Genomic DNA, 26194 nt, shown 5'->3' on the forward strand with positions numbered 1-26194 from the left:
GCATCTTTCAGACCAGTTCTGCCGCCGGGGCGCGGGCTTTCTTTTGGGGGAAGTAGGGCACCGGCCCCTCGACTATACGCACGGGTAACCGCGCAGCGGCCGGAGCGCGGGGGTGTGTCGCGGGATTCGGCCCCTGCTCCAGGCTACTTTTCGGCGTTGCGGTTGTCGGTCCGCCAGCGGATGCCGGCGTCGATGAAGTCGTCGATCTCGCCGTCGAACACCGCGGAGGTGTTGCCCACCTCGTGTTCGGTGCGGAGGTCCTTGACCATCTGGTACGGATTGAGCACGTAGGAGCGCATCTGGTCGCCCCAGGACGCCTTCACGTCGCCGGCGAACGCCTTCTTCTCCGCGTCTTCCTGCTCCTTCTTGAGCAGCAGCAGGCGGGACTGCAGCACGCGCAGCGCGGCCGCGCGGTTTTGCAGCTGCGACTTCTCGTTCTGCATGGACACCACGGTGCCGGTGGGGATGTGGGTCAGGCGCACCGCGGAGTCCGTGGTGTTGACCGACTGGCCGCCCGGGCCGGAGGAGCGGAACACGTCGACGCGAATTTCGTTGTCCGGGATGTCGATCGAGTCGGTCTGCTCGATCAGCGGAATGACCTCGACGGCGGCGAAGGAGGTCTGGCGGCGGCCCTGGTTGTCGAAGGGGCTGATCCGGACCAGCCGGTGGGTGCCGGCCTCGACGCTCAGCGTGCCGAAGGCGTAGGGCGCCTTGACCTCGAAGGTGGCGGACTTCAGCCCGGCCTCTTCGGCGTAGGAGGTGTCCATGATGGTGGTCGGGTAACCGTGGCGTTCGGCCCAGCGCAGGTACATCCGCAGCAGCATCTCGGCGAAGTCCGCGGCGTCCACGCCGCCGGCGCCGGCGCGGATGGTGACCACGGCTTCGCGCTCGTCGAACTCGCCGGAGAGCAGCGTGACGACCTCAAGGTCCTTCAGCGACTTGCGGATCGACTCAAGCTCCGCGGCGGCCTCCCCCATCGAATCGGCGTCGTCCTCGTCCTGGCCAAGCTCCACGAGGACTTCCAGGTCGTCGATCCGGGCCGCGAGCTTGTTCAGCCGCTCCAGCTCCGACTGCTTGTGCGAGAGCTTGGAAGTGATGACCTGGGCGGCCGCAGGGTCGTCCCAAAGGTTCGGCTCGCCGGCGCGCTCGCTCAGTTCGGCGATGTCTTCCTTCAGCGCCTCGACATTCGAAACGTTCTCGATCGAGGCGTAGGTGGCGCGCAGCGCGCGGATTTCTGCGGGAAAATCAATGTTTGCCATGGTTTTTCAAGCCTACGCTATCCGCCGCAGGCGCTCCCGCCCGGGGCCCCGCCCGGTCAGCGCGTCAGGCGGGACCGCGCCGTCGACGTCGCTTCGATCCGAATGCCGTCCGGAACCAGGAAGTTGACCACCGGCGGGTGGACGGCGGCGCTGAGCACCACAATGGCGGTGGCACCGTCCGGACTGCCCGTTGCCGGGCCGACGGCCAGGCCGCTGAACCGGGCAAACGCTCCGTTGCGGTTGAGGTAGTCGACGGCGGTGCTGCGCACCCGGCCGGCGCTGAGGATGGCGGTAGGGCTCCCGGAAGCACTTTGCAGCTGCCCCAGGGTGAAGCTGTCGGCGGCTGCCACGGAGGCCCCGTCCGCCAGGGACAGCAGTTTCTTGTGTTCGAGGTAGACGCTGGACGCGGCCGCGACGACGGTGGCCACCAGCAGGGCTAGCAGCATGTAGCCGATGATCAGCACCATCAGCTGGCCGTCCTGACTGCTGCCGTCCTTGCGGCCGGAGGGCCCGGGCGGGCGGGCCGTCACCGGAACCGCCCGACAACCTGGGTGGCTGAGGCACTGAGGTGGCCGGCGTCGAGCTGCAGGGCGTCGCCGAAGGGCACGAACGGCAGCGGCACCGTCAAACGGACGGTGGCGGTGACGGCGGAGCCGGCAGCCGTGCAGTCGGCCGGGACGCAGCTGGTTTCGAGGCTGGCGTTGTCCGCCGCCTGGCCGTAGTCGGCGAGCGCCAGCTGCACGGCCTGCTCCGCGGCGGCGCGGCCGCTCGCCGAGTCCGGCTGGGTTACATAGACCTTGGCCGCCTGTTCCGCCGCGCCGACCACCGCGAAGGAGCCGGCCTGCAGCTGCCCGATCGTGATGATGAAGTACACCACCGGAACCATCAGCAGGAGGGACAGGAAGGAGAATTCGACGACGGCGCTCCCCCGCTCGTCGTCGTCGTGGCTGCCCGGCTCGGCGTCGTCGCCGCTACGGCTGGATGGCGGCATGCCCCTTCACCTCCAGCAGCTCGCGGGGTCCGATCAGGCCGATGACCGGCAGCGGGGCGCGGATGGTGACCTCGAGCGTGCGGATGCCCGCGTAGGTGGTCTCCGCGGCGCTGACGTCCCCGGCGAAGTCCGGAGTGAGGGCCACCCCGATCAGTTGGGTGGTGCGTTCGGTGGCGTCCGCGGCGTTGCGGTCGGCCAGGGTGCCGTAGCGGGCACCGGAGGCTGCCGCGTCGATCAGCGTATTCCGGACGTGCAGGACGAGGGCCAGCTGGATGATGGCTAAGAAGAACACCGTGAGCAGGCTGCCGACGAGGACGAAATCCACCACGGCGGAGCCGCGTTCCCGGCCGGCTTGAGGAGCTCCGTCTTCCCCGTCCCGGCCGGCGCGTCCGCGCCTGCCGGCCGTCTCCACCGCCTACTGCCCGACTTTTTGCATGGCCTGGTTGAAGAGCCCCTCCAGCGCCGGGCCTGCGAGCGCCAGCAGGGCGGCGACCAGGACGGCCGACATCAGGGTGATCATCACCCAGCCCGGCACGTCACCGCGCTCTCTGCCGTCCCGGCTCCCGGGCGGCCGCCCGGCCAGCGTGCCCGGCCGCGTGCCTCCTGCAGTGGGCCGCCACAACAGCATCCCCGCCAGCCGGACCAGTAACAACGTGCGGATCCCAATACTCTTCACTGTTTCCCCTTCGTCTAATGTTGCGCTTCCTGCTCGTGGATAATGCGGATACTCCTTCTGCCTTGTCCTGCCCACTCAGAGCCCCAGGCTGATGGCCGCCAGCCCCGGGAACACGGCGAACACCACTGTCAGCGGCAAGACCCCGAAGACGAGCGGCACCATCATGCCTATTTCTTTCTTGCCGGCTGACTCCATCAGTTCCCGCTTCGCGGTGTCCCGCACGTCCTGGGCCTGGGCACGCAGGACTTCCGCGAGCGGCGTGCCGCGTTCCACCGCCACGATCAGCCCGTCAACGAATCGGACCAGCGGGCCCAGCTCCGTCCGGGAGGAAAAGTCCTGCAGGGCCTCGGCCAACGGCTTGCCGGCCCGGGTGTCGGCCAGTACCCGGGCAAACTCCTTCGATAGCTCGCCCTGCGTCCGTCGGCCGACGCGGTCCAGGGCCCCGGTGGCACTCTCCCCCGCACTCACCGCCAGGGCCATCAGCTCGGCCACACTGGGGAACTCGGCCATCATCCGGGCCTCCCGTTTCCTGACCTGCGCCCCCAGCACATAGTCCCGGCACAGGAAGCCGGCCAGTCCCGCACCCAGCACGATCAGCACGGCGAACAACGGATTAAAGCGCCCGGCCGCTCCTCCCAGCAGCACGATCGCCGCGGCTGCCACAAAGCCGGCGGCCGCCCACAGCAGCTGCTCCGCACGGAAATCCACCGCGGATTTGCTGCTGCCGGCACGGGCAAGCCGGCGGGTGAGCGCCGTCGAGCCCGGGTTGAGTCTGCCCAGCGCCCGGAACCCGTCGCGGACCACCGGCCGCAGGATCCGTTCAAGCGGTCCGAAGGGCGTGACGTTCCCGGGCGCCGTGTGCAGGAGCCGCGATTCCAGGCTGTGGGATTTGAGCTGCGGCGCGATGCGGTCCGCGAAGCTGACCGGCCGCAGGAACGGCAGCCGCACCAGCATCAGCCACAGTCCGCCGCCCAGGACCACGCCGCAGACCACCGCGCTTGCCATCAGCCCGTTCACCGGAGCACCCGCTCGTCTTGCGGCAGGGCGCCGATTCGCAACATCACGGCGTAGGAGAACAACGACACCAGCAGCCCTCCGATCAGGACTGCTGCGCCGACGGGCGAGTTGTAGGCCGCCACGGCCTCCGGCCGGCTGGCCATCAGCACCAACACGATCCAGGGCGCGGCCACGGCGAGCCGGGCTGCATTGACGGTCCAGGATTGCCTGGCCTCCAGCTCGCTCCGGGTCCGGGCGTTCTCCCGCAGGAACTCGGCCAGCGTGCCCAGCAGGCGGCCGAGGTCCGATCCGCCCACCTCCCGGGTCAACCGGAGCGCCTCGATGATCCGGTCAGCAACCGGATCGGCGAGCCGTTCCTTTAACCGTCCCAGGGCGGGGTCAAACTGGCCGCCGGCCCGGTAGTCGGCGCCGAAGTCGCGGAACAGCGGCCGAAGTTCCGCCGGCCCCTTCTCGCTGAGCTGGATCAGCGCCTCCGGCAGCGACAAGCCCGCGCGGATGGCGGAGCGGAGGTGGTCGACGACGTCGGGCCACAGCTCCCGGAGCAAGGCGGTGCGCTTCCGGGCGCGCCATTTCACCACACCCAGCGGCAGCCACCCGCCGAACAGGCCGAAGCAGCCGGAAATTGGCCAGGACCTGGTGCCCGCGAAGAACACGAGGGTCACGAAGGCGCCGACGCCGGCGCACGTCGCGACCAGTCCCAGCCGGCTGACTTTTTCAATGCCGGCGGCGCGCAGGAGGTCCTCCAGCCGGCTGGCTCGCGGCCGGCGTTTTGCCGGCTGCGGCTGTTCCCAGGCCGACCACCAGATCAGCAGCAGCCCGGTACCGCCGAGCACCCCCAGCAGCGGCGCCATTAGCGCGGCTCCAGCAGCGCCGCGACGTCGTGCCCGGAGCGGGCGAACTTCTCCGTCGCCGGCATGGAATTGGCCTGCGCGTGGAGCTTCCCGTCCTGCAGGTCGAACACCATGGACGACTCGATGATGCCGTTTTCCACCCTGCGTCCCAGCGAGAGGATTTCCGTGACCTGCCGCCGGCCGCCGGGCTGCCGGCTGCAGTGGACCACCAGGTCGATGCAGGACGCGACGGTGGGGACGACGAACGCGCTGGAAATGTTGTCCCCCGCCAGCAACGGCAGCGTGCAGATCTTGGTGACGGCGTCGTGGGCCGAGTTGGCATGGATCGTGCACATTCCGGGAAGCCCGGACATTGCACAGACACACTACAGCGGTCGTCTCTTCAGCTTTGGAAGCTCATGATGCTGCCCTTGGCTCAGCAGCTAAGGTCGGGACGCCGCTAACCTGGAGGCGGACGTTTCCAGTTCAGCGGTGGAATCCGATGCATCGTGCAGAAGACTTAAGGAACATCTCCCCCGAGTAGCCGGGAACCACCCTCTATGGAGCCCGAATTAGGGCACTGGCATTCCGTTGAAGCGGGAAACGGTAGGAGCTTCCCCAACGGCGGCGATAACGGCTTCCCAAACCTCGCTGGCACCCGGCTTGTCGATTATTTCCTCTGAGGCAGGCAACCCCTGACGGCGCGCCTGAAGGCCCATGGCCAGCCAAAGGTAGAAGAACGTGACGCCCCTAGGAGCATCGGTCGTGCGGGAGGGATCTTGTCCGCGCGTCTTACGCCTTCCATCTAGAAAAGCAGTCCATCCGGCCCCGAACTCCACAAGATGTGGAGTCCACGTCTCAAGGACCTCACGCATCTCGGTAACACTCGTGATGCCAAGCCCGCGAAGGTCTCTAAGCCGTCGTTCAAGGTATTTGGTTTCAGGTTCTTCCCGCACTCCCTTGTCCCGAGTTGCAGCGACCTCCCTGTCGAGCTTGTTCACAGTCGCGTCGAACATAACGACGGCAGTCAACGTCGCAAGGTCGAGGGACAGATCCGTGGTCGTCCCCTTCACTGCCTTCTCGGCCTTCACCTCGTATTCAGCAAGCTCGTCCCGGAGTGCCATGAACTCGTAATCCACCAACTCAAGGACTCCGGCGAGCATCGAGAAGCGACGGCTCATAGGCTGGGGAATCGTCTCCTGTTTGTAGCCCAGATCATGCTCGATTTCAGCCCAGGCATGTTGGACTACAGTTCGGATCTGGATTTCGAAGCGAAGGGACTTGTACCGGTCGTACTCCGCGAGGATCGACCGGCGTGCACTAATTTGCGCGACTCTGTGCACGGACCGGTATCCAAACTCACGGGTTCCAAGCTCTTTGCCCTTGTCCACCGATCTGCTGGGATCGACTAGAAACTCTTGCTCGATAATTTTCGCTATCCGATCGATATCGTCTGAGAAGTAGCAAGTGATCCGCAATCCAAGCAGGTCGTGCAGCGACGAGTACCCCTCATATTCAGCATCCGGTCTTGAAAGCTTGCGCTTAGCGCTTTGCTCAGTCTTGACTCGATGATCGATTGTGTGGACGACCACACCGTTGTGGCGAAGTAGCTCCCTTAGGAGTCCCTTGACCGTCAAACCAAATTCTTCCATGCCAGCCACGGCCTCAGCGTACCTAGCGACCCCGCTCCCCAATTTCGTCATGAGACTGAGAGTATCTCGATTAGGTGCAGGGCTCGAAGTCAACATACTTCCGAAGTCCCTGTCGAAGAAACCGGACGGACAAGAATGCCACCATTTTCTCTCAAATGCGGCAGGTCGGACGTGGCTCACGCACATCACACTTGTCGGCCTAACCTTCTGGAAAGCACGCCATAGGGGATTTCGTTACTAGCCCAGGTCGAAGGCCCGGCCCCGGGAGCGATGCAGTACCAGCGCGATTGCCAACAGCAGGAGCCCAACGATGAAGAGCAGTACGGATAGCTGTGGGAGGATGCCGTAATCCTGTGGAGAACATCCGCCATACTCGGCCCTCAGCCACGCTGACCCGCAATAGTAGGTCTCCATCCTCTGGGATGGGCCCGAGGGACTGGAAACACTGAAGGGCCAAAGTCCGCAGAGAAGGCCCACGGCTACTAAAACAAGACCCCATATGGCAGTGGCCACGGCAGGGCCTCTCCCAGTTCCATCTGCATTCTGAGTGCTCATGGGCAGATAGTAGCTCTCGTTTGGCGACAGGACGGGCATTACCCGAGACCGAGTGGACGCGGATCAGGGCACAGCGGCTGTTCCACTCAACGGCTGCCTCTACGCGTCGGCATGCTCACATGACTTTTGAGCAACTGCGCCACGTTCGGAGCCCCGGCACCTTCGCCATAGAGACGCGCGCACTGGGCTTAAACGACAAAACGACACGCCGATGAGATCGACGCGCCGATAAGTTTTGGATGTGGGTAATTAGTCCACAAGCTGTGGACAGCCTATCGAGAAGCCCCGAGAAATCAAGGTCTTGACACGCCGAGGGCTGTGGATTAATTCTGAGCTTCTTGTGGACTGGCCGGAGATTACTTACACGGCTGTCATTTGGAATGCGGGATTCGTCCTATAACACAGTAAACTGGGAGGACAGACAGAAAGCCCCAGCCGAGCACTCGGCTCGCTGGGAGCTTGAATGTCGACTGAGGGCTTCTATATATCTTCGCGGGATATAGAAGCACCCTACAGGTTTTCGGCCCGCTGTATCAAAGTGAGACAGCGTGTCGGCGCCGGTGTGTCGCATCACCTGTTTGGGAAAGTATGAACCATGGCTAAAAACGCCAAACAGACCAGCAGCAAGGCTGCATCCGCCGCAAGCAAGGTTCTTCGGGACGGCCGCACCAGCGCCGCCTCGAAGACGGCCGCCGCAAGTGCTCTCGCCCAGAAGGGCAAGGGAAAGAAGTGAGCGTCCGTGACGAGGAACCCCTGGACGGCGAGGAACGGTTCTTCTGGGGCTCCAAGGAACACCCTCGCCCGTTTACGGCGGTCTACCGGGTCGAAGCACGCAGCTGGAAGCGTGACCTAACGTAGCTAGATGGTCGGCAGGGCCCCGCACTTCCGGTGCGGGGCTCTGTCGTTTCCAAGCCGATTACAGGTGCACCGGCACTTGGCCCGGGGCCGGTCCGCTGGAGGCTTCGCGGACATCCACACCAGGACCCCACCCGACCCCACCGTTGGAGGGGCAGTGGGGGCAGGTTGGCAACCCGACAGAACGTCAGCTCAATGACCCTGCGGGATCGCTGGTGGTCCGCCGCAGCGGTGCTCCTAACCGAGGCAAGACAGTGCGGCAGTGCGACCGGACCCGCGGCTGCAGGTCTCGGCCGCACCGGCCAATGCACTCAGATGATGGGCGGGTGCTTGACGAAGAGCAAGACCAGGCGAACAACGTTCACCAGGAATCCCAGCATCGCCCAGGGGGGCTGCGCGTTCTTCTTCACGGCAGACTCCTTTCGTTCATGCGAAAGGAACCGGTAGCTTGCCATCCGGCTTACTGTCCAAATGGACTCGCGCTTGACTACCATCTGGGCATAACCTAGGGGGTGTGTAGTCGAATACACCCTTGGTTCAGATGACCGGTTCACTCGGGCTGGACCAGGATGCGGGGCCCGTTGACGCGGGCCCTTTGCATTTAGTTCAGCTGCCTTTCGGCTACCCCTCGATTCTACTGAGAACTCAGTGACATAGGGGCTAACTGCCGAGCCCGCCAGTAGTTGGCCGGTGATCGGTCTTATAGCTGTACTGTCCCGTACCTTCCTGTACCGTCCCGTACCCTCCTGTGCTCACTCGGCCCTGGTTCCGATTAAGAGTTCAAACTTTTATTGGTGGGCGTGTCGCTCACCGGTGGTGGTCAGCCGGGGTGGGGTAAGTTCGATACGGCGTGGTTCGTACGGGGGTAAGGAACCACCATATCTATCCATAGCCGCTCCGCCGGGGGCCCGCGGCGCATCCCCGAAAGACCCCCATGAACACGACAGACCAAGAGTCCCTGGCCGCGCTTCAGGCGCTGGCACACGACGGCGTGGTAGCTATCTCCGCTCGGCATCTGGCCGAGCACATCGGCCGCACCAGGGAAACAGCCTCTAAGTCGCTGGGGAGACTTATCAAAGGTGGACACATTGAGGTTGTACGTCCTGGCCGCGGTGTGCAGAGCGCCCGCTACCGCTTCCTGACGGAGGCCCAGAAACCTGCACAAAACCCTGACAACAATAAGAGCTATGAGGGTGTCCGCGACCTCTTCAGAAGCCAGGATCTGTACGGCGCCGGCCGCCTGTTTGAGGCGGCGCCAAAGGGCGTGGCGCTGACCGTGGTCCAGGTTATTGAGCTGGGCGTAACCCGTTCCCGCGGCGGCGTCATGGCTCAGATGGAGAAGCTGGAGTCATTGCCCGTTCCGCTCGTCTCAAGCCAGCAGGACCCCTCTCGCAGCCAGCGAAAGCTATGGACCTTCCACGAGCTGACGCCCGAGGCCGAGGACATGATCCTTACGCACCTGGATGCCCTGGAAGGGCGGTTCCGGCCGCGCTACCGGTGGGATCAGGAGATGCAACACCTGAACGAGCAGGAGATGAACCGGGAACGACTGGGGCTGGAGCCCCATGCGCTTATCGCTAAGCGCGACATTCTGCCGTGTGCAGTCGAGAACCCCTACACAGGCTGCCTGTTCTTTTTCGACTCCAACGAGTACCGCGACGACTATGGCAGGTTGCACCCGGAGTACATGGGCATTGGGGCGCACCGGATCGTCTGGATTGCCGAGCGTGGGCCGATCCCCGCCGGCCATGATGTCCACCACGAATGCGGGGTACGTCCGTGCGTGAACGTGGCACACCTGCGGGTCATGACGGAGGCTGAACACAAAGCCGTCCATGCTGCTGGGGAAGCCAGCTAGGTTTCGGCTTAGGAAGGCTTCCTAACCCGTTCGCAAGGGGAAGCGCTATCACCACCGGGGGAAGGCGCGGCGGCGACGGGGGGTATACCCCCCCGCCCCTCCGCAAGGTCACCTCTTCTTCGTGCCCCGCCATTCTCGGATCAGCCGAGCGGCACGGCGGTTGGACGGCTCGTGCAACAGCACGAGCAATCCGAACACGAGGCAGGCTGGGGAGTTCATGATGATCGTCAGGAGATCCACGTCAGTTCCTTTCAAAGGGAGAAGCTAGGTACCGGTTTACGTCTTGGTTGGTTCCAGGAGCATCACCCGCCACGCCCGGACCCGGTGGGACGGGATCCGTGGCGAGTTGTGCGCCCTGCTGTTCTCTATGCGTTGGAAGTCCTGACGGGTGTGGTTCTCACTAACGATCGTTTGCTGAGTGCCAGCATGACGGTCAGCCGTGGACGGCTGAGCCCCGGAAATCCTGGGTAGTTGCGTTATCAATTTCCTTCTCATAAACTAATTCTCATAACTTGTATTTGTGTTGAGTAAATGAGAATGGGGAATTGGATGGCGCTGGTTGGATACATGCGAGTGAGCACGGCAGATCAGAACACGGACGGGCAGCGGGACGCCCTGCTGGGGGCGGGCGTCAAGGATGATGCACGGCACCTGTTCCAGGATCACGGCGTGAGCGGCGCGAAGGCGGAGCGCCCCGGGCTTACCAAGTGCCTGGAGTCCCTGCGGGAAGGCGACACGCTGGTAGTTGCCAAGTTGGACCGCCTAGGGCGGTCCCTTGGGAATCTGGTCCATCTGTTCCAGGAACTGGCAGAGCGCGGTGTGGGGGTGCGAGTGCTGGATAACCCCATGCTCAGCACGGACGGCAACAGCGCCCAGGCAAGGCTCATGTTGGGTATCTATGGGGCGTTCGCTGAGTACGAACGGGACTTGCTTCGGGAAAGGACGAACATCGGACTTGCAGCGGCACGAGCTCGTGGCCGCAGCGGGGGCCGGCCCAAACTGCTGGACAGCACGAAGGTCGGCAGGGCGAAGCAACTGCACGCCGCTGGTGTCATGAGTCCTCAGGAAATCGCGGACGCCGTGGGCGTTTCGGTTGCCACGCTGTACCGCTACCTCGCCAAGTAGGAATGCCCCCGGTTTATGCCGGGGGCATTGTCATGCGCCCAGGCAATGGAAGGGCTCTGATTAACCGCCCCTGAGCGCATACACGGGCTATCAGGGCAGGGGCGTCACTGAGGGCCCCAGGAGGGCTTCAAGGCCCTCCTAGGCGCTACGGACACCCCGTCCATCGCGCACTGCCTGTAGACGTGCGGCACCGCTGGCGTCCAGCGGTACCATGCGTTCGAACAAGTCCTCCTCATCGTGGATGCCTGTGGCAGCACCGTCGGCTATTTGGTAGCTGACGACGTCGTCGCCGACATGGAAGCTAACGAACATTCCGATACCAACGGTGGTCAGCGAAGCAGTAACCCTCGCGAGTTTTTCGATGGCACGAACGTCCATCGGCCCCGGCCCCTCTCCGGGGGCCTTGACTATGAGCTGGACGGTGTCGGGGTTGAACACCTTGGTGGACCCCTTGCCGTGCGGAAGAAGCACAACATTGCAGATGCTTCTCAGGTAGTCACGCCGATCATCAATGTGCATGCCCGCCCACTCAAGCACATGAGGGGAATCCTCCGAGATCGGAAGTATTTCATCTTTCGACGGCGGTCGACGAGCCGCCGCCTCCTCCAGCTTGGCCATGGCAGCGGTAACGCCCGCCAGTTCCTTTTCTATATGGGAGTTGATGGTTCCCAGCATGTGCATAGGTATCTGACCGAGCGCGGCCTGCATGGCCGCCTCCTCCTGCCGCTTCCGAAGGGCCGTAGCTTCCAGCTCCAGCCTCTCCGCCTCAGGACTCACATCCCCCTCCGCCGTCTTTGTACGGTCCTGCGCGGCGCGAACCGCGACAATCGCAGTGTTGACCACCTTGTCCACGTACTCCATCCTCTTGCTGACGTGACCAGGGCCACGCATGCCGCACCGATAGATGCGGTGCTTCTCGCCGCTTCGGGAACTCACCGTCGCTGAACGGACGTATCCGCCGCAGTGACACTGGGCGATACCCGCCAGCAAGTGGACCGCTTTGTTCGACTGGGAACGCCTGCGAGACGGATCGCTAAGGACGGCACAGACGCCGCGCCACACGTTTTCGGAGACAATCGCTGGGAAGGTGGAAGGGCCAACAATCTCCCCGTGGTAATCCGCCAGCCCGGCATTACGGGGCCGCTCCAACGCCTGGGCCAACTGAGGGTAAGCCCACGCTTTACCCCGCGTCGTGGTCAGCCCCGCCTCGTTCATGTCCCGGATGATCGACCCCAAGCTATCCCCCTTGAGTACGCGCATGCATGCGTCGGCAATGGCCTCGGACTCCTCAGGGTGAAGCGCAGGGTTCCCATCTGTTAGTGTCCAGCCGAAGGGGCGGGTTCCACCTGTCCATTTGCCTGCCCTGATCGCTTGCTCCGAGGCTCGGCGAATCCTCGTCGCCTTTATATCCGACTCGTACCTTGCGGCAGCCCCAAGCATCCTTGCAATCATCTGGCCAGCATCGGTGGCCAGGTCCATCTCGCCAGCCTTCACCGAGTGCGTCACTGCCTTACCTTCACGGCACGCATCTATGTAGGCCTCAAGCTCCACGGGACGCCTGTGGAGCCTGTCAGGGTGCCAACACAACACAGCGTCAACTTCTCCAGCCGCAACCCGCTTTAGCATCGCCGCGTACTCCGGGCGCGCCTTCCCTGAGTACGCACTTATGTCGTTGTCTTGGAATACCCGGACAACCTCGTATCCCTTCTCGTCGGCCAGCGCACGGCAGTCCTCCTCCTGCCTCTGCACGCCGAGCTTCGCTCCGGTCTTGTCGTCGCTGATCCGGCAATAGATGAAGGCTGTGCGCTGCATGCACCCAGCCTAGCGTGGAGTGTGCCTGACCAATAATCGGGAAGCCCTGAGTTCAAAGCAATCAGCATGTCCAGGCTTTCGGCTTCGCGGACCTCACCGACCACGAGCCGGTCCGGCCTCATCCGCAGGGCTTCCTTGACGAGCCGCCGCATGGGAATCTCGCCCTCCCCCTCCAGGTTCGGCTGCCGGCACTGGAGTCCCACCACGTCGCGCAGCGGGAACTGGAGTTCGAAGATTTCCTCCACCGTAACGACCCGCTCCCGGGTGCCGATGCTGGCGGCCAGGCAGTTGAGCATGGTGGTTTTGCCGGCCTGGGTGGCTCCGGAGACCAGGATGTTGAGCCCGCTTGCGACGGCGGCTCCCAGGAAGCGGGCCGCCTGCGGCGTCAGGGTGCCCAGTTCCACGAGGTGTTCGAGGCGGCTGGCCTTGACCACGAACTTGCGGATATTGACCGCCCAGTGCCGCCGCGTCACATCCGGGATCACCACGTGCAGGCGCGAACCGTCCGGGAGCGCGGCATCCACAAACGGCGAGGAAATATCCAGCCTCCGCCCGGAGCTCTTGAGCATGCGCTCGACGAGGTTGTGGACCTGCTGGTCCGTCAGGGCGATGGAGGTCAGCTCGGATTCTCCGTTGCGGGCCACAAAGATTTCGTCCGGGGCGTTGAGCCAGATCTCTTCGATGGCCGGGTCGTCGAGCAGGGGCTGCAGCGCGCCGAAACCCGCCACTGCGTCAAAGACGAATCTCCGGGCCTGTTCCAGCGGGCCGATCGGCGGGAGCGGCGCCAGCAGTGCCCGCTCGTCGTAGTCGGTGATCGCCTCCTCCACCAGGCGGCGGACTTCCCCGCTCTGCCGCAGCGGGTCCAGCCCGCGGCGACGGATCAACTCACGGACTTCACCTTCGACGATGCGCACGGCTTCCACGGTGCCCCCAACATGGCCGCTACCCATCCCCCTGGGGCAGTCCAACTTGGGGTTAAAGCTAGAGGAGGCGCGGCAGGCGGGCAAGGGATGATCCGGTCCCATGTGGAAAAGTAAGCTGCCGATGCATAACAATTACCCCACTAGTAACACCAGAAACTCTGGATCACCCTCAGCCGCGATGTTAGGGTGGGCGCGACAAGTCAGACATTCTCACATCCCGGACAGCTGCCATCAGCGTGGCGCCGGCAGTGGGATCACTATGACACTGCCATGAGCGTGTTGTTCCGGAGCAGCAAATGAAACCGACCCAACTTCCACACCTGAGTCTTCTCGGCAGCCGGGTCGGAGCCGTGCTTCTGGCCGCCTCCCTCATGGCCGGCCCGGGACTGGTCAGCCCCGCAGGCGCCGTTGAACCGACCCCGGCGGCAACTACGACGGCGCCGCCCGCGCCCGCGACCGGAACGCCGATCCCAACTGTCTCCCCCGCCCAGATCCAGTCACCGGCCCCTCTGTCGCCGTCGCCTTCTGTAGCACCGTCGCCGCCCCCGAGCAGCGCGCCGGTGACTGTCGACCGGTCGTCCGAGGCCTACCGCGCCGCCATGGCTGCGGCCACGCGCTCCGGCGGGGCGGAAATGGGCGACGCCGGACGTTCCGCTGACGCGGCCACCGGGGGCAAAGCCACCACCCAGGCGCTGGCGACCGAAGGTACGTGGACACCGACATTCGGCGTCAAAGGCCTTGACGTCAGCGAACACCAGCCTTCCATCGACTGGAAGCAGCAGTGGAATCTTGGGGCCAGATTCGCGTATATAAAAGCAACCGAGGGCAATTACTACACCAACCCCATTTTCGGCTCCCAATATGGCGGATCACGAACGGCCGGAATCATCCGGGGCGCCTACCACTTCGCCAACCCGGCCGCATCATCCGGCGCCGACCAGGCAAGGATCTTTGTCAAGAACGGCGGCGGCTGGTCCAACGACGGCTACACGATGCCGCCAGTGCTCGACTTCGAAGGAAACCCCTACGAAGGCATGATCATCAACGGCTACGACCAGGGCAACGCGTGCTACGACATGTCCCGAGCTGAATTAACGGCCTGGGCGCGGGATTTCAGTAACACCATGAAGTCGCTCACGGGCCGGCTCCCGGTGATCTACACCGGTTACTACTTTTGGCAGGACTGCGTCGGAAATCCCCTCGGCTTTGGCGACAACCCGCTCTGGCTGGCTTCCTACCCGATCAAGGCCTCGAACGACGCCGGGCCGATCCCTGCCAGCTGGTCCACCTACAGCATCTGGCAGTTCAGCAGCACCGGCCCCTTCGCCAATGGTGGGGACTCAAATGTCTGGAACGGGTCGCTGGCCCAGTTGCAGGCTTTCGCGCGGGGAACCGTCGGCTCGAACGGCGCCATTGAAGCTAAATGGCGCGCGACCGGCGGCGCAACCGGGCCACTGGGTGCAGCCAAATCGACGGCGGACCTCTGCGGGCTCGCCGGCAACGGATGCTACCGGTCCTATGCCAACGGAAACATCTACTGGAACTCGGCCACGGGCGCGCATCCGGTCACTGGCGCCTATTGGACGGCGTGGGGCCAAGCCGGATGGCAGGGCGGAATCGGTTACCCCACTAGCGACGCCAGCTGCCCCACGACGACCTCAACCTGTCACCAGACGTTCCAGGGCGGAAACGCCTACAACACGCCTGGCGTCGGGACATTTGTGGTGAAGAGTTCGTACATGGCTGCGTGGAAGGCAGCCGGCTGGCAGGGCGGGATCGGATACCCCAAATCCAATGAGAGCTGCGGACTTTACGGGGGCGGCTGCTTCCAGGCATTCACCGGAGGCAACGTCTACTGGTCCGCTTCCACCGGGGCCCATGCAGTGACCGGCGACTTTTGGGCCGCGTGGGGCCGGGCCGGCTGGCAGATGAAACTCGGCTACCCCACCAACGACGTGACCTGCGGGCTCTACGGCGGAGGCTGCTACCAGGCTTTTAGTAACGGCAACGTTTACCAGACTGTGGCCACCGGAGCACATGCGGTCACGGGAGCCTACTGGGCTGCATGGGGCCGGGCCGGCTGGCAGGTCAAACTCGGTTACCCCACCAATGACGTGACCTGCGGGCTCTACGGCGGCGGCTGCTACCAATCCTTCGCCGGGGGCAACATCTACTGGAGCTCTGCCACGGGGGCCCACGCTGTCACCGGCGAGTACTGGGCTGGCTGGCGGGAGGCCAGCTGGCAGCGCGGCATCGGCTATCCGAAGGGCTCCGTCGTCTGCGGCCTTTACGGCGGCGGCTGCTACCAGCCCTTCAGTGGCGGAAACCTGTATTGGACGGCTGGGACCGGCGCCCATGCGGTGAACGAACCGTACATGGGCCAGTGGCGTTTGGCCGGCTGGCAGATGGGGAAGCTGGGGTACCCCAGGCAGGCCGCAATCGCCTACGCCGGATACAAGACCGTGCGCTTTGAGGGCGGGACGATCACCTGGACTGCCTCCCGACTCTCGGTGACATACTTCTAGCCGTAAACACCGGGCCGAGGTCAAAGGCCGGCCGGAAGTCAAAGCACTTCCGGCCGGCCTTTCGCGTTTTCCGCCGTACCCCGGGGCCTAAGCGGCCGTTCCGCTGACTGCAAGATGTTGCGCGGACTTCTTGCGCTGTGCCAGGCGGCCCCCCGCCCAACGGGCCAGTAGACCCACACCAACGGCGACGCCGACCCAAAGGCTGGAACCCAGACGATCCGCTTGGGTGTAGACCGGATGCCCGACGACGCTGAGTATCCCGTAGAGGGAGAGTGCCACGCCCGCCCAGCCGGCCGGAGGTACAAGCTTTTCCCGCATTGCCCGCAAGTACCCCCACACGCCCGCTGCGAAGGCGACCAAGTAGGCAGCATTGGCGGGAAGATTCACCAGGAACTTCCCGAGGAAGTCGAATTCCAGGGCCACCAGACGGTTGAACGGATCGGTGACCGGTGGGTGATGGAAGTGGTCGGTAAAGGTGTCCTGCAGGCTTTCGTTAAGGCCCGGAAAACCGAGCAATGAATTCAGGCCGAGCGACGCGACAAGCAATACCGTCGAGACGACAATGCCCAAACGCACCTGGCTGTAGCGGCGGTAGGTCTTGAAGACCAGCAGTCCGATGCAGAGAAGCAGGAAACTCAAACACAGGAGCACCGCGGATGAGTACTTGAAAAAGAAAACCAGCGCCAGCCCAAATATCATCAGGAGCGTGCCGCGGACCCGCGAGCCCCGCAAGAGATGAGCCAACCCAATGGTCATAACCAGGGCAGAAGCCAGCGTCGGTCCTTCAGCCAGAAGAGCGATACCGTGCGGGATGCTGACGGGTAGCACGTAGAAGGCCAGCTGGGCCGCCAGGGACGGCACTAAGTTGAGTCCGGCCATCCGGGCCAGGCGGGCGAGGAGCAAACCCGCGATGGCCGTTGCGGCGACGGCGACCACCCACATCCCCTCCCGCTCGCCGAGCAAGCGCATGAAAGGTATTGAAACGAGAGGGAAGCCCACCCTGGGTGTGAATATGGCTTGATACTGGGGGTTTCGATCAATCCAGCCGATGACCGGTCCGCGTCCAGCGACAGTCTTCGTGACGCAGTTTTCGAGCGTCCCCTTATACGCAATTGATGGATTTTTGCAGTATTCCGAGAATGCATGGAGCCACGCCTGATCGGAGGGGATCCCCTGCAGCTCGTCGGCGATCCTGATGTACTGGACCGTGTCGCCCCACACGACCCCGGGCCCCATCATTGCGACGATCACAACGAATAGGGCAGCGAGTCCGGCATGCGCCGAGACCCGTTGCAGTCGGAATTTCCATAGGCCGGCCCGGTCGGTCACAATCCTGGTCCTCAAACAACTAGCAGACGAATTAGGGTCCGGGGCGCTCTCGGAAGGTCCCCGCATGCATACTACATTCGTTCGGAACACGAAGTCGGCTTACAAAGCATCCCATTCGTGAAGATGAACACGCGGTACCGCGATGTGGTGTGGTCGCTTAGCGCTCGGGCGCCGCAACCACGCGGTGCGCGCGGATGCGCCACCCCGCCGCCAACGCGGCCATCCCCGCGCCGACTACGGCGACGGTGACCACGCCCGTCACGATATCCCGCGGCAAAAGCAACAGGACGCCCACGTACGCTACAGCGCCGAGGCAGCAGGCCGCATAGATTTTTAGCGACCAGCCGCCGGACGCCCGCCGCCGCGCTACCGCGAAATAGGCGCCTCCGAGTAGGAAGAACGTTACGACCGACGCCACGGCCATCCCGACGAGGTCCCCGTGCACTGCCGGCCACAAGGCCAGCAGGACGCCGACGCCGAGCACGGTGGGGGTGATAACTGAAAGCCACCAGGTGGCGTTGTCGGCGAACAGGAGTGTGGAGGCGTTGAGGTACAGGACATAGCCGAGCCCGATCAGGGGCATGATCTGCGCCACCGGGATGAGGCTTTCCTTGCCACCGGCCATTACGTGGGTGACAAGGTTGGCTCCGGCTGCGGCAACAACGATGATGGCCAGGCCGGACAGGCTCGCCGTCGTCATCGTGGAGCGCATTCTGGCGACCCGTGCTTCGCCTCGCACGGACATGAGGGCCGGTACCCATGCGTTGTTCAAGGCACCGAGCAGCGTCACCGTGCCGAGAACGAAGATCTGCACTTTCCCGTAGTCCCCGGAGACACCATTAGCGGCCGTGACGGCCAGCAGGAAGGCCGCGCCCTGGGTGAGCAGCATGAGCGCGCCGGTGTGGGGAAGCACGGGCAGGCCGATCGCGAGGGCTTCTTTGGCGGCCCCGGGGCGGGCAAAGGGAGCGGCGGGCCTGGCCACGGCGACGGCGACTCCGGCGCTGAGCAGCACAAGCAGACCGTAGCCAGCCATGAAGATCTCCGGCTCGGCGCCAAACACCAGCATGGCCGCGAGGCCGCCTACGTACGCGGCCATCGACGAGCACAGGCTCAAGATGACAAACATGACGGCCCGTCCCTGGGCCCGGAGGATGGCCTGGGCCGCCAGCACCGCGGACTGCAGCCCCATCGCAACGAGCGCGACCAGGAAGCTGATGGAGTGCCCGGCACCTGCCGCAACCCAGTAGATGGCCGCGGCCAGGCAGCCCACCAGAATCCCGCCCACGGTCAACAGTCCACTGATGGAGCGGGCCTTCGAGGGCCCGTCGTTGTCGAACCAGGCCTTGGTGATGGCCAGCGGCAGGCCGGCCGCCGCCAGCACCACGCCCACCTGGATCAGCGACACCGACAGGAACAGCTCCTGCCATTTGGCGTCGCTGTTGAGCACGTGGAGCGCAAAAGGCTGGACGAGGAACACGCCGAGGCCCTGCATCAGGGCCCCGGCGAGGTAAAGCACCGAGTTGCGTCCCGTCCGGGAAGCCGGCTCGGCTGTCCCGGGGCGGTCGGCGCCGCCGGCTACATTATCCACCGTTGAGCTGAAGCCATTCATGGACCCGGTCAATCACGCGCTTCTGGTCGGCTTCCGTGAGGTCGGTCGAGCACGGCAGGGACAGGCCCCGGGCGAAGAGATCTTCGCCGACGGCTCCGCCCACCAAGGGTTCGTTCTTCAGCGGCGGCTGCATGTGCAGGGGGCGCCACAGCGACCGGGACTCGATGCCGGCCTCGGCCAGGAAGTCCTGGAGCTCATCGCGGGCACCCGGTCCGCGCTCCGCCGGAACCTGGATCGAGTACAGCCAGTAGGTCGACTCCTGTCCGGGGAGGGTCGGCGGCGTCTGGATGGCCGTTCCGGCGAACGCGTCGTTGTAGCGTTTGGCGACGGCCCGCTTGGCGGCGACGAAATCGTCGAGGCGTTCAAGCTGGGCGACGCCGAGCGCGGCAGCGATGTTGGTCAGCCGGTAGTTGAAGCCGATCTCGTCGTGCAGGTAGCCGCGGTCGGGCATGCGGGCCTGGGTCGAGAGGTGCTTGGCACGGCGGGCCAGTTCCTCGTCATCGGTGGTGAACATGCCGCCGCCGCCGGTGGTCATGATCTTGTTGCCGTTGAACGAGAACGCGCCCATGTCGCCAACGGTTCCCACGTGCCGGCCGGCCAGCGGGCCGGACGTCCAGGTGGCACCGAGCGCCTCGGCTGCGTCTTCGATCACGATGATCCCATATTCGCGGGCTAGTTCCACGACAGCGGCGACGTCGGCAGGCTGGCCCAGGATGTGGACGATTTCGATCGCCTTCGGGAGCTTCTCCCCCGCCGCTTTCCGTCGCTCGAGTTCCTTGCGGAGCAGGTCGACATCCATGCACCAGGACTCGGGATCGGAGTCGACCAGGAGCAGTTCCGCGAACTGGTACGACGCCGCGTTTGAGCTCGCCATGAAGGTGAAGTCTGAGACGGCCACCATGTCCCCCGGCTGGATGTCAGCCAGCCGCATGGCGATGTGCAGCGCGGCCGTGCCCGAGGCGCAGGCCACGGCGTACTTGGCGCCAACGTACTCGGCGAAGCGGGTCTCGAACTCGCTCACGAACCGCCCCACGGAGGAGACGAAACCCGAACTGATGGCCTCGTTCATCAGCTCCGCCTCGCGGGCGCCGATGTTGGGAATGGCTAGGGGGACTCGCGTCACGGGGTGCCTTTCTGGCGGGAGTTTAGCGGGAGTATTTCGCGGCTGCGGACGCGTCAACGCCGCGGGCCTGGATCCACTCGGCGGTCTGGCGCAGACCGTCTTCAAGGCTGACCTGGGGTGCCCAGCCGAGTTCCGCGAGGGCCTGGGAGGGGTCCGAGAGGAGGCGCATGACCTCGCTGGCCTCGGGCCGGACGCGCTCGTCCTGGGTGATGATTTCAGCCGTCGAGCCGGTGACCTTGGCGGACATTTCCACGAGTTCCCCGATGGTCACGTCGTGGCCGGTGCCGAGCTGGATGACCTGGCCCTGCAGCGGGATGTCAGCCGTTGCGGCCTTGAAGAAGCCGTCGGCGGTGTCGGAAACGAAGGTGAAGTCGCGGCGCGGGGTGAGCGAGCCGAGGTGGATCTTCTCGGCGCCGGCAACCATCTGCTGGAGCACGGTGGGGATGACCGCGCGGGCCGACTGGCGGGGGCCGTAGGTGTTGAACGGACGCAGCACCATCACCGGGGTCTCGAAGGAGCTGGCCCAGGCCTCGCACAGCTTGTCCGCGGCGATCTTCGTCGCGCTGTACGGCGACTGGCCGCGGAGTTCGTTGTCGACCGTGATCGGGACGGTCTTGGGGGTGCCATAGACCTCGGACGTTGAGGTGTTGACCAGCCGGCCGACGCCGTGGCGCCGCACGCCTTCGAGCACGTTCAGGGTTCCGACGACGTTCGTCTCCACGTAGGAGCGCGGCGCCTGGTAGGAGTACGGGATGGCGATCAGCGCGGCAAGGTGCAGGACGACGTCGGAACCCTTGACCAGGTCCGAGACGAACTCGGCGTCACGGATGTCGCCAAGCTGCAGGTCGACGGCGTCGCGCTCTGCCGGGCTCAGGTCGTCCAGCCAGCCGTAGGAGCCGTTGGAGTTGTACACGCAGAGGGCGCGCACGTTGGCGCCCTCGGCGATGAGCCGCTGGGTGACGTGGCTGCCGATGAAGCCATCGGCGCCGGTAACGACCACCGTCTTGCCTTTAATGTCCTGGTAGTTCACGGCTATCACTGGCCTTTCGCTGTTGCTAGGTCTTTGGGAGTTCCGACATCGATCCAGTCGGACTCAATGGGCCATGCGGCCACGTTTTTGGTGTCGTCGATGCAGGCTTTGACGAGGTCGGGCATGGAGAACGGTTTCATGTAGGGCACCATCGCCAGGGCTTCGGGCGAAACGGCGTAGATTCCGGTGCTGATTTCGAATTCGATGGTCGGTTTCTCCACCACCGACCTGATGGACCGGCCTTCGCCGATCTCGAGCACACCGAAGGGCACCTGGTGCGTGTAGGGCCGGGCGGCGACAGTTACCGCAGCGTTCTTGGAATTGTGGAAGGCCAGCAGGTCCGCCGCGGAGTACCGCACCATCAGGTCGGCGTTGGTCACGATGACGGGCTCGGAAATGTCGGGCACCTCGTGGTGCAGGAGCCCGAGCGCACCCGCGGTGTTCAACGGAGTCGCGGGGTCCTCGTAGAGGTAGCGGATGGTGCAGCCGAGCTGGGAGCCGTCCCCGAGGTGGTCCTTGATTTTCTCCGCCAGGTACGCGACGGAAACGTAGATGTTGGTAATGCCGGACTCAACCAGGCCGAGGATGATCCACTCGATGATGGTGCGGTCGGCCACGGTCATGAGCGGCTTGGGGGTGTCCTTCGTCAGGGCACCCAGGCGGGTTCCCTTGCCTCCGGCCATGATCACGGCGATGTTGCTCAGCGGTTTGCGGCCGACGATGTCGTTCAGGGTGTGGAGACCGACGAGCGTTCCGTTGGCGTCAACGACCGGTACCTCGCTGATCCGCAGGCTGCGCATCAGGTCCAGCACCGACGCCCGGGTTGCCTCGGGGCGGACCACATGCGGCTCGGTGTTGGCGAACTGGAGCACCGGCGAGTCCAGCTGCGCCCCGCTGAGCAAGCCGCGGCGGATATCGCCGTCGGTGATGACCCCGCGGAGGCAGCAGCCGTCGCCCGTGACCAGCGCAATAGCCGAGGCACCACGGTCGATTGCTTCCAACGCCTGGCGCACAGTGGCATCGGGTCCTATGCAGACATTGCTCAACGGTCCGTCAATGGTCATAGATTCAACTCTCCAGCGGTAAGTCAACAAAAGCCTTGGTCAGGCCGGTGGCGGGGCTACCCACGATCACGCGTTCGATTGGCCCTGCGGAGTGGGAATCCCCGTACGGGTTGGCCACGCTACGGCACATCAGTTGGAACTGCGGGCTCAGGGCCTTCCCAATACTAGCGCGGATCTCATTCCGCTCGTCCCGGCAGTGCAGCACATTGGCGCCGCACTCCCGGCCCCGCTGACGGTCACCGACGTTCACCACGGGAACGTGGAACGACGCCGCTTCGAGGATTCCCGAGGAAGAATTTCCCACCAGCGCCCGCACGGTAGCCATGACGCGGGGGTATAGGGGGCCGAGGCTTTCGAGCACAACCACGTGCGGGAGGCGGCGGTCCCGGATCTCCTCAAGGACGGCGATGATGTCTTCCCGTCCGGCGTCGAAACCGGGGTAGGTAAGGATAGCCGTGCCGGCCTGCGCGAGGGTTTCCTCGAAGACTTCCCGGGCCAGCCCGCCTGCGTTCGACCCCATTTCGGCGGTCGGCGGATGGTAGGTGGCCATCATCAGCGGCTGCACCAGCGGAACACCGAACGCGGCCTGGAACTCCTCGTCGCTCAGCGGCTCGGGATGGGCGAACCGGTCCAGACCCGGCGCGCCGGTCTGGTGGATGCGCTCGGCGGATTCGCCCAGCTGGGCAACCCTGCGCGCGGCCTGCGCCGTGCTCACGCAGTGCTGGTCGGCGAGCTTGGTCACGGCGTGGCGTACCCGCTCATCCAGCGCCCCTTCGGTCACCTCGCCGCCGTGCAGGTGGACGAGGCGGATGCCGCTGATCACCACGGGAGGCAGCACGTAGAGCAGTTCCCACCGGTCGCCCAGTACGACGACGGCGTCCGGCTTCACCTCGGGCAGCAGCTTCGCAATCCCGGCGGACAGGGCCGCGCCGGTCAGCGACTGCCGCTCGGCCGACGGCTCTGCCAGGTACAGTCCCAGTTCGTGGTGGACGAAAGTGTCCGGCGACAGCCCCGCCTCCAGGAGCCGGGCGTGCGCCGTGCCGTCAGGGAAGCCGATAGCCGTCGCGACGTGCAGCTCGACTGCGGAATCGGCGGCCAGGGCGACCAGCACCGGTCCCAGCGGAAAGAGATCCGCCCGTGTGCCGGCGAATGCAAGAACCTTCATTTCAGGCGATGTCCCCGCCGGTTACGGGAGAACCGGCGGCGATGGCGTGCTTGGCCTGCCGGCCCACCACGAGGGCGGACGGGGACAGTCCGCCTTCGGGGCGCAGGATGGCAACGTCGTCGGCCGCGATGACGGCACCGGCCGGGATGTCGCGGACGGCATGGAAGGAGCGGCGCACCAGCGTGGCGTTGGCTTCCTCGCTGGGCATCCGCCGCTTGTTGCCGTCCCCCAGCGCGAGGTGCGCTTCCCGGACAAAGCGCACGTAGTCTGCGAATTCCGCGCGCTCCAGGGATGCGGAGTGGTCCGGGCCGTTGCGGGTCTTGTCGGTGGTGATGTGCTTTTCGAGCAGCGTCGACCCGAGAGCGGTGGCGGCGATGGCTGTCACTGATCCCGGGGTATGGTCCGACCATCCGACCTCGACGCCGAATTCCTGGCGCAGCGCGGGAATGGCCCGGAGGTTGGCTTCTTCCAACGGCGCGGGGTACGCAGAGACGCAATGCAGCAGCACGGTGGCTGGGGCCTTGGCCGTCGCCTCGAGCGCCGCGGCGATTTCCTCGCGGGTTCCCATGCCGGTCGAGACGATCATCGGGATGCCGAACTCGGCGATCGCGGCGAGGTACGGAGTGTTGGTGAGCTCTCCGGACCCGATCTTGAGCCCGGGGACACCCAGCTCCGCCAGCATCAGGGCGCTGTCGTAGTCGAACGGTGTGGAAAGGAAGGTGATGCCGCGTTCGGTGCAGTGGTCCCGCAACTCGGCCCAGGCGGACTGTGGCAGCGTGAGCCGGGCCAGCATCTCTGACTGGGATTCCGAAAACCCTGCGGCCTTCTGGTAGGGCGTGGTGTCGGCCGATCCCGTGACCAGGGCTTCCGGCCTGAAGGTCTGGAACTTGACCGCGTTTGCACCCGTATCGGCGGCCAGATCGATGAGTTCATGGGCCACGGCCACATCACCATCGTGGTTCACGCCGGCCTCCGCGATGATGAAGATCTCTTCGGAAGGGCCGATGCGGTGGCTGCCAAAAGTTACGGAGCTGGGATTCGGGTCATGAGTCAATTGGCTGGACCTTTCGTAGATACAAGTCGCTGTGCGGGCACTCCCACATATGTTGTCATACCGGCCAGCGGCCGCGTCGCCACCGCCCCTGCCCCCAGCACCGCGAAGTCCCCCACGGAAACGCCCGGCAGGACGCGGGCACCCGAGCCCAGAAACACTTGGATTCCCGTCGCGGCGGCGCCCAACAGGACTGCCCCCGGAGCGATGTGGGAACCGGCTCCAACCACTGCGTCGTGTTCGACGACGGCGCTGGTGTTGATGACCGCCGCGTCGCCGATCCGGGCCTGCGGACCCACATGGGCGTGCTCGCAGACCTGGCTGAGGGCGCCGAGGACCGCTGTGCTGTCCACGGTCGCGCTGCTGGCTACCAGCGGAACGGCGAGAGCCGCAAAGCGGGTCTCGGCCAGCACCCCGTCCACAATCTTGGAGCGGATGCCGTTGTCGCCGATCCCGACGGCGATCGCGAGGGAATGCCGGGCGGCGTAGTCCAGGGCATCGCCGTCGTCCGCAAAGCAGGCCGGCACGATGCCGTCGCTGCCAGTGAACGCGGCGAGGTCCGGGGCCGGGACTTCCGGGCGCGCGCCCGCGCGGCCGAAGGCCCGGTCGCTGACGGCGGCGATCCGCTCACCGCGGCCACGGATGATGGCGGCCAGGCTGCGTCCGTGACCGGAGGCGCCGATGATGAGCCATGCCGTTTCTTTCAGGGATTGCCCATCCATTTATAGTCGCAGCGCCTTAGAACATTGAGTTGGCAGATGACCCCCTCATCATACTGGGATTGGTCTACCACGGGGGTTTGAGCCTGCGGCCCCGCCCTGAAGTCGCCGCCGGGTGGGCCCGGAACTGCGGCGTCCGGCCAGCCATCGCACAGGCACGTCAGCGGGTGCACTAGGTATGCTTGCCACAAAGCCGTCCCCTTCGCGGCGGCGAACGCATAGGACTATGAGGTTTACAGAACCAATGAGTGACAAAGCTCCCACGCCCAAGATTCTGGCAGTTATTCCGGCACGCGGAGGTTCGAAGGGACTTCCCGGCAAGAACATCAGGCCCCTCATGGGAAAGCCCTTGATTGCCCATACCATCGCACTGGCAGCCCAACTGGGAGACAACGTTCGATGCATTGTTTCCACCGATGACCAGGACATCGCCGCGGCCGCGACCGCGGCCGGCGCCGACGTTCCGTTCCTTCGGCCGGCGGAGCTGGCCAATGACACGGCGCCCATGACCGTGGTGCTGCGCCACGCGCTGGAAACGATGGAGGCACTGGACAACTGCACCTACGACATGGTCCTTCTGCTGGATCCGACAAGCCCCACCCGGACGGCGGAGAGCGTCCTGGAAGCCGTTGACCAGCTGAACTCCAGCACCGGCCTGGACGGCGTTATTGCGGTCTCCGAACCGAATTTCAACCCCATCTGGGTCGGCGTGCGCCCCAAGAGCGGAAACAGCGCAGAGCTTGAGCGGTATTTCCCCGAGGGCACCGGCGTCATCCGGCGCCAGGACGTCCCCCGCTTCCTTCGAATCAACGGCAGCTTTTACGTCTGGTGGGCCGACTACGTCCGCAAAATGGAATCAAGCTGGTTTGACGAGGGGACGCACGGGTTCATTGAGATCTCGGAGCTACGTGCCTTCAGCATCGACGACGAGAGCGAGTTCCGCTTGGTCGAAGCGGCCGTCAAAACCGGCCTGTCGCCCCTGCCTGGCTACGAGGCGGTGCCGGAGCAAGAGAGCTGAGTTGGCTG

The 26194-nt window shown here is 64.8% G+C and carries 24 protein-coding genes and 1 pseudogene; 6 read left to right on the forward strand and 19 right to left on the reverse strand.

Features of this window, described 5'->3' with window-relative positions; all coding sequences use genetic code 11:
• Positions 1-143: 143 nt before the first annotated feature.
• The 9 genes and pseudogenes from prfB to AC1MBE_RS04050 all read right to left on the reverse strand — a co-directional run bounded on the left by prfB (position 144) and on the right by AC1MBE_RS04050 (position 6425).
• Complete coding sequence (gene prfB, locus AC1MBE_RS04010; RefSeq protein ID WP_479781020.1) at positions 144-1259, reverse strand: peptide chain release factor 2; 1116 nt, start codon at positions 1257-1259, stop codon at positions 144-146.
• A 56-nt stretch (positions 1260-1315) separates the two neighbouring features.
• Complete coding sequence (locus tag AC1MBE_RS04015; RefSeq protein WP_479782460.1) at positions 1316-1726, reverse strand: pilus assembly protein TadG-related protein; 411 nt, start codon at positions 1724-1726, stop codon at positions 1316-1318.
• Between the two features lie 59 nt (positions 1727-1785).
• Positions 1786-2250 carry a hypothetical protein gene (locus tag AC1MBE_RS04020; protein WP_479781021.1) on the reverse strand — a complete coding sequence of 155 codons (465 nt, stop codon included), beginning with the start codon at positions 2248-2250 and terminating at the stop codon, positions 1786-1788.
• Positions 2231-2575, reverse strand: a complete 345-nt coding sequence (locus AC1MBE_RS04025) for a TadE family protein (protein ID WP_479782462.1) — start codon at positions 2573-2575, stop codon at positions 2231-2233. The genes AC1MBE_RS04020 and AC1MBE_RS04025 overlap by 20 nt, the downstream gene beginning before the upstream one ends.
• Positions 2576-2665: 90 nt before the next feature.
• Positions 2666-2926: a hypothetical protein gene (locus AC1MBE_RS04030; RefSeq protein ID WP_479781022.1), complete on the reverse strand. Its 261-nt coding sequence runs from the start codon at positions 2924-2926 to the stop codon at positions 2666-2668.
• A gap of 75 nt (positions 2927-3001) precedes the next feature.
• Positions 3002-3931, reverse strand: coding sequence for a type II secretion system F family protein (locus AC1MBE_RS04035; protein ID WP_479781023.1), 930 nt, complete (start codon positions 3929-3931; stop codon positions 3002-3004).
• A gap of 8 nt (positions 3932-3939) precedes the next feature.
• Positions 3940-4794, reverse strand: a complete 855-nt coding sequence (locus AC1MBE_RS04040; protein WP_479781024.1) for a type II secretion system F family protein — start codon at positions 4792-4794, stop codon at positions 3940-3942.
• A pseudogene (locus AC1MBE_RS04045) lies at positions 4794-5144 on the reverse strand (CpaF family protein); the annotation flags it as partial. The pseudogene AC1MBE_RS04045 and the gene AC1MBE_RS04040, both read right to left, overlap by 1 nt.
• A gap of 201 nt (positions 5145-5345) precedes the next feature.
• Positions 5346-6425, reverse strand: coding sequence for a GTP pyrophosphokinase (locus tag AC1MBE_RS04050; RefSeq protein WP_479782464.1), 1080 nt, complete (start codon positions 6423-6425; stop codon positions 5346-5348).
• 1150 nt (positions 6426-7575) lie between these two features.
• Here AC1MBE_RS04050 and AC1MBE_RS04055 point away from each other — a divergent pair.
• From AC1MBE_RS04055 to AC1MBE_RS04070, 4 genes are all read left to right on the forward strand, one after another.
• A complete protein-coding gene (locus AC1MBE_RS04055; protein WP_479781025.1) occupies positions 7576-7713 on the forward strand; it encodes a hypothetical protein in 138 nt (45 codons plus the stop codon).
• Positions 7710-7838: a hypothetical protein gene (locus AC1MBE_RS04060; protein WP_479781026.1), complete on the forward strand. Its 129-nt coding sequence runs from the start codon at positions 7710-7712 to the stop codon at positions 7836-7838. Before AC1MBE_RS04055 ends, AC1MBE_RS04060 begins: the two co-directional genes overlap by 4 nt.
• A gap of 931 nt (positions 7839-8769) precedes the next feature.
• The gene (locus AC1MBE_RS04065; protein WP_479781027.1) at positions 8770-9693 is read left to right on the forward strand and encodes an HNH endonuclease; all 924 of its coding nucleotides are present in this window, start codon (positions 8770-8772) and stop codon (positions 9691-9693) included.
• Between the two features lie 549 nt (positions 9694-10242).
• Complete coding sequence (locus AC1MBE_RS04070; RefSeq protein WP_479781028.1) at positions 10243-10818, forward strand: recombinase family protein; 576 nt, start codon at positions 10243-10245, stop codon at positions 10816-10818.
• 138 nt (positions 10819-10956) lie between these two features.
• Here the strand turns inward: AC1MBE_RS04070 and AC1MBE_RS04075 are convergent, their stop codons facing one another.
• Positions 10957-12567: a recombinase family protein gene (locus AC1MBE_RS04075; RefSeq protein ID WP_479782466.1), complete on the reverse strand. Its 1611-nt coding sequence runs from the start codon at positions 12565-12567 to the stop codon at positions 10957-10959.
• Entirely contained in the window at positions 12483-13553 is a 1071-nt protein-coding gene (locus AC1MBE_RS04080) for a TadA family conjugal transfer-associated ATPase (RefSeq protein WP_479781029.1), read from the reverse strand. Before AC1MBE_RS04080 ends, AC1MBE_RS04075 begins: the two co-directional genes overlap by 85 nt.
• A 560-nt stretch (positions 13554-14113) precedes the next feature.
• Here AC1MBE_RS04080 and AC1MBE_RS04085 point away from each other — a divergent pair.
• Positions 14114-16078, forward strand: coding sequence for a GH25 family lysozyme (locus tag AC1MBE_RS04085; protein WP_479781030.1), 1965 nt, complete (start codon positions 14114-14116; stop codon positions 16076-16078).
• Between the two features lie 87 nt (positions 16079-16165).
• Here the strand turns inward: AC1MBE_RS04085 and AC1MBE_RS04090 are convergent, their stop codons facing one another.
• From AC1MBE_RS04090 to AC1MBE_RS04125, 8 genes are all read right to left on the reverse strand, one after another.
• On the reverse strand, positions 16166-17407 hold the full coding sequence (locus AC1MBE_RS04090) for a hypothetical protein (protein WP_479781031.1): 1242 nt from the start codon (positions 17405-17407) through the stop codon (positions 16166-16168).
• Between the two features lie 157 nt (positions 17408-17564).
• On the reverse strand, positions 17565-18995 hold the full coding sequence (locus AC1MBE_RS04095) for a lipopolysaccharide biosynthesis protein (RefSeq protein ID WP_479781032.1): 1431 nt from the start codon (positions 18993-18995) through the stop codon (positions 17565-17567).
• Positions 18988-20139, reverse strand: coding sequence for an aminotransferase class I/II-fold pyridoxal phosphate-dependent enzyme (locus tag AC1MBE_RS04100; RefSeq protein ID WP_479781033.1), 1152 nt, complete (start codon positions 20137-20139; stop codon positions 18988-18990). Before AC1MBE_RS04100 ends, AC1MBE_RS04095 begins: the two co-directional genes overlap by 8 nt.
• A gap of 22 nt (positions 20140-20161) precedes the next feature.
• Positions 20162-21169, reverse strand: coding sequence for an SDR family NAD(P)-dependent oxidoreductase (locus AC1MBE_RS04105; RefSeq protein WP_479781034.1), 1008 nt, complete (start codon positions 21167-21169; stop codon positions 20162-20164).
• Positions 21170-21174: 5 nt separating this feature from the next.
• Positions 21175-22233, reverse strand: coding sequence for a sugar phosphate nucleotidyltransferase (locus AC1MBE_RS04110; RefSeq protein WP_479781035.1), 1059 nt, complete (start codon positions 22231-22233; stop codon positions 21175-21177).
• Between the two features lie 4 nt (positions 22234-22237).
• Complete coding sequence (neuC, locus tag AC1MBE_RS04115; RefSeq protein WP_479781036.1) at positions 22238-23398, reverse strand: UDP-N-acetylglucosamine 2-epimerase; 1161 nt, start codon at positions 23396-23398, stop codon at positions 22238-22240.
• Between the two features lies 1 nt (position 23399).
• Positions 23400-24452, reverse strand: a complete 1053-nt coding sequence (locus AC1MBE_RS04120; protein ID WP_479781037.1) for an N-acetylneuraminate synthase family protein — start codon at positions 24450-24452, stop codon at positions 23400-23402.
• Positions 24449-25171, reverse strand: a complete 723-nt coding sequence (locus AC1MBE_RS04125; protein WP_479781038.1) for an LbetaH domain-containing protein — start codon at positions 25169-25171, stop codon at positions 24449-24451. The genes AC1MBE_RS04120 and AC1MBE_RS04125 overlap by 4 nt, the downstream gene beginning before the upstream one ends.
• A gap of 241 nt (positions 25172-25412) precedes the next feature.
• On the opposite strand from AC1MBE_RS04125, the gene AC1MBE_RS04130 reads away from it, so the two are divergent.
• The gene (locus tag AC1MBE_RS04130) at positions 25413-26186 is read left to right on the forward strand and encodes an acylneuraminate cytidylyltransferase family protein (RefSeq protein WP_479781039.1); all 774 of its coding nucleotides are present in this window, start codon (positions 25413-25415) and stop codon (positions 26184-26186) included.
• Positions 26187-26194 lie beyond the last annotated feature (8 nt).

It is taken from the genome of Arthrobacter sp. BG5, from assembly GCF_056680155.1.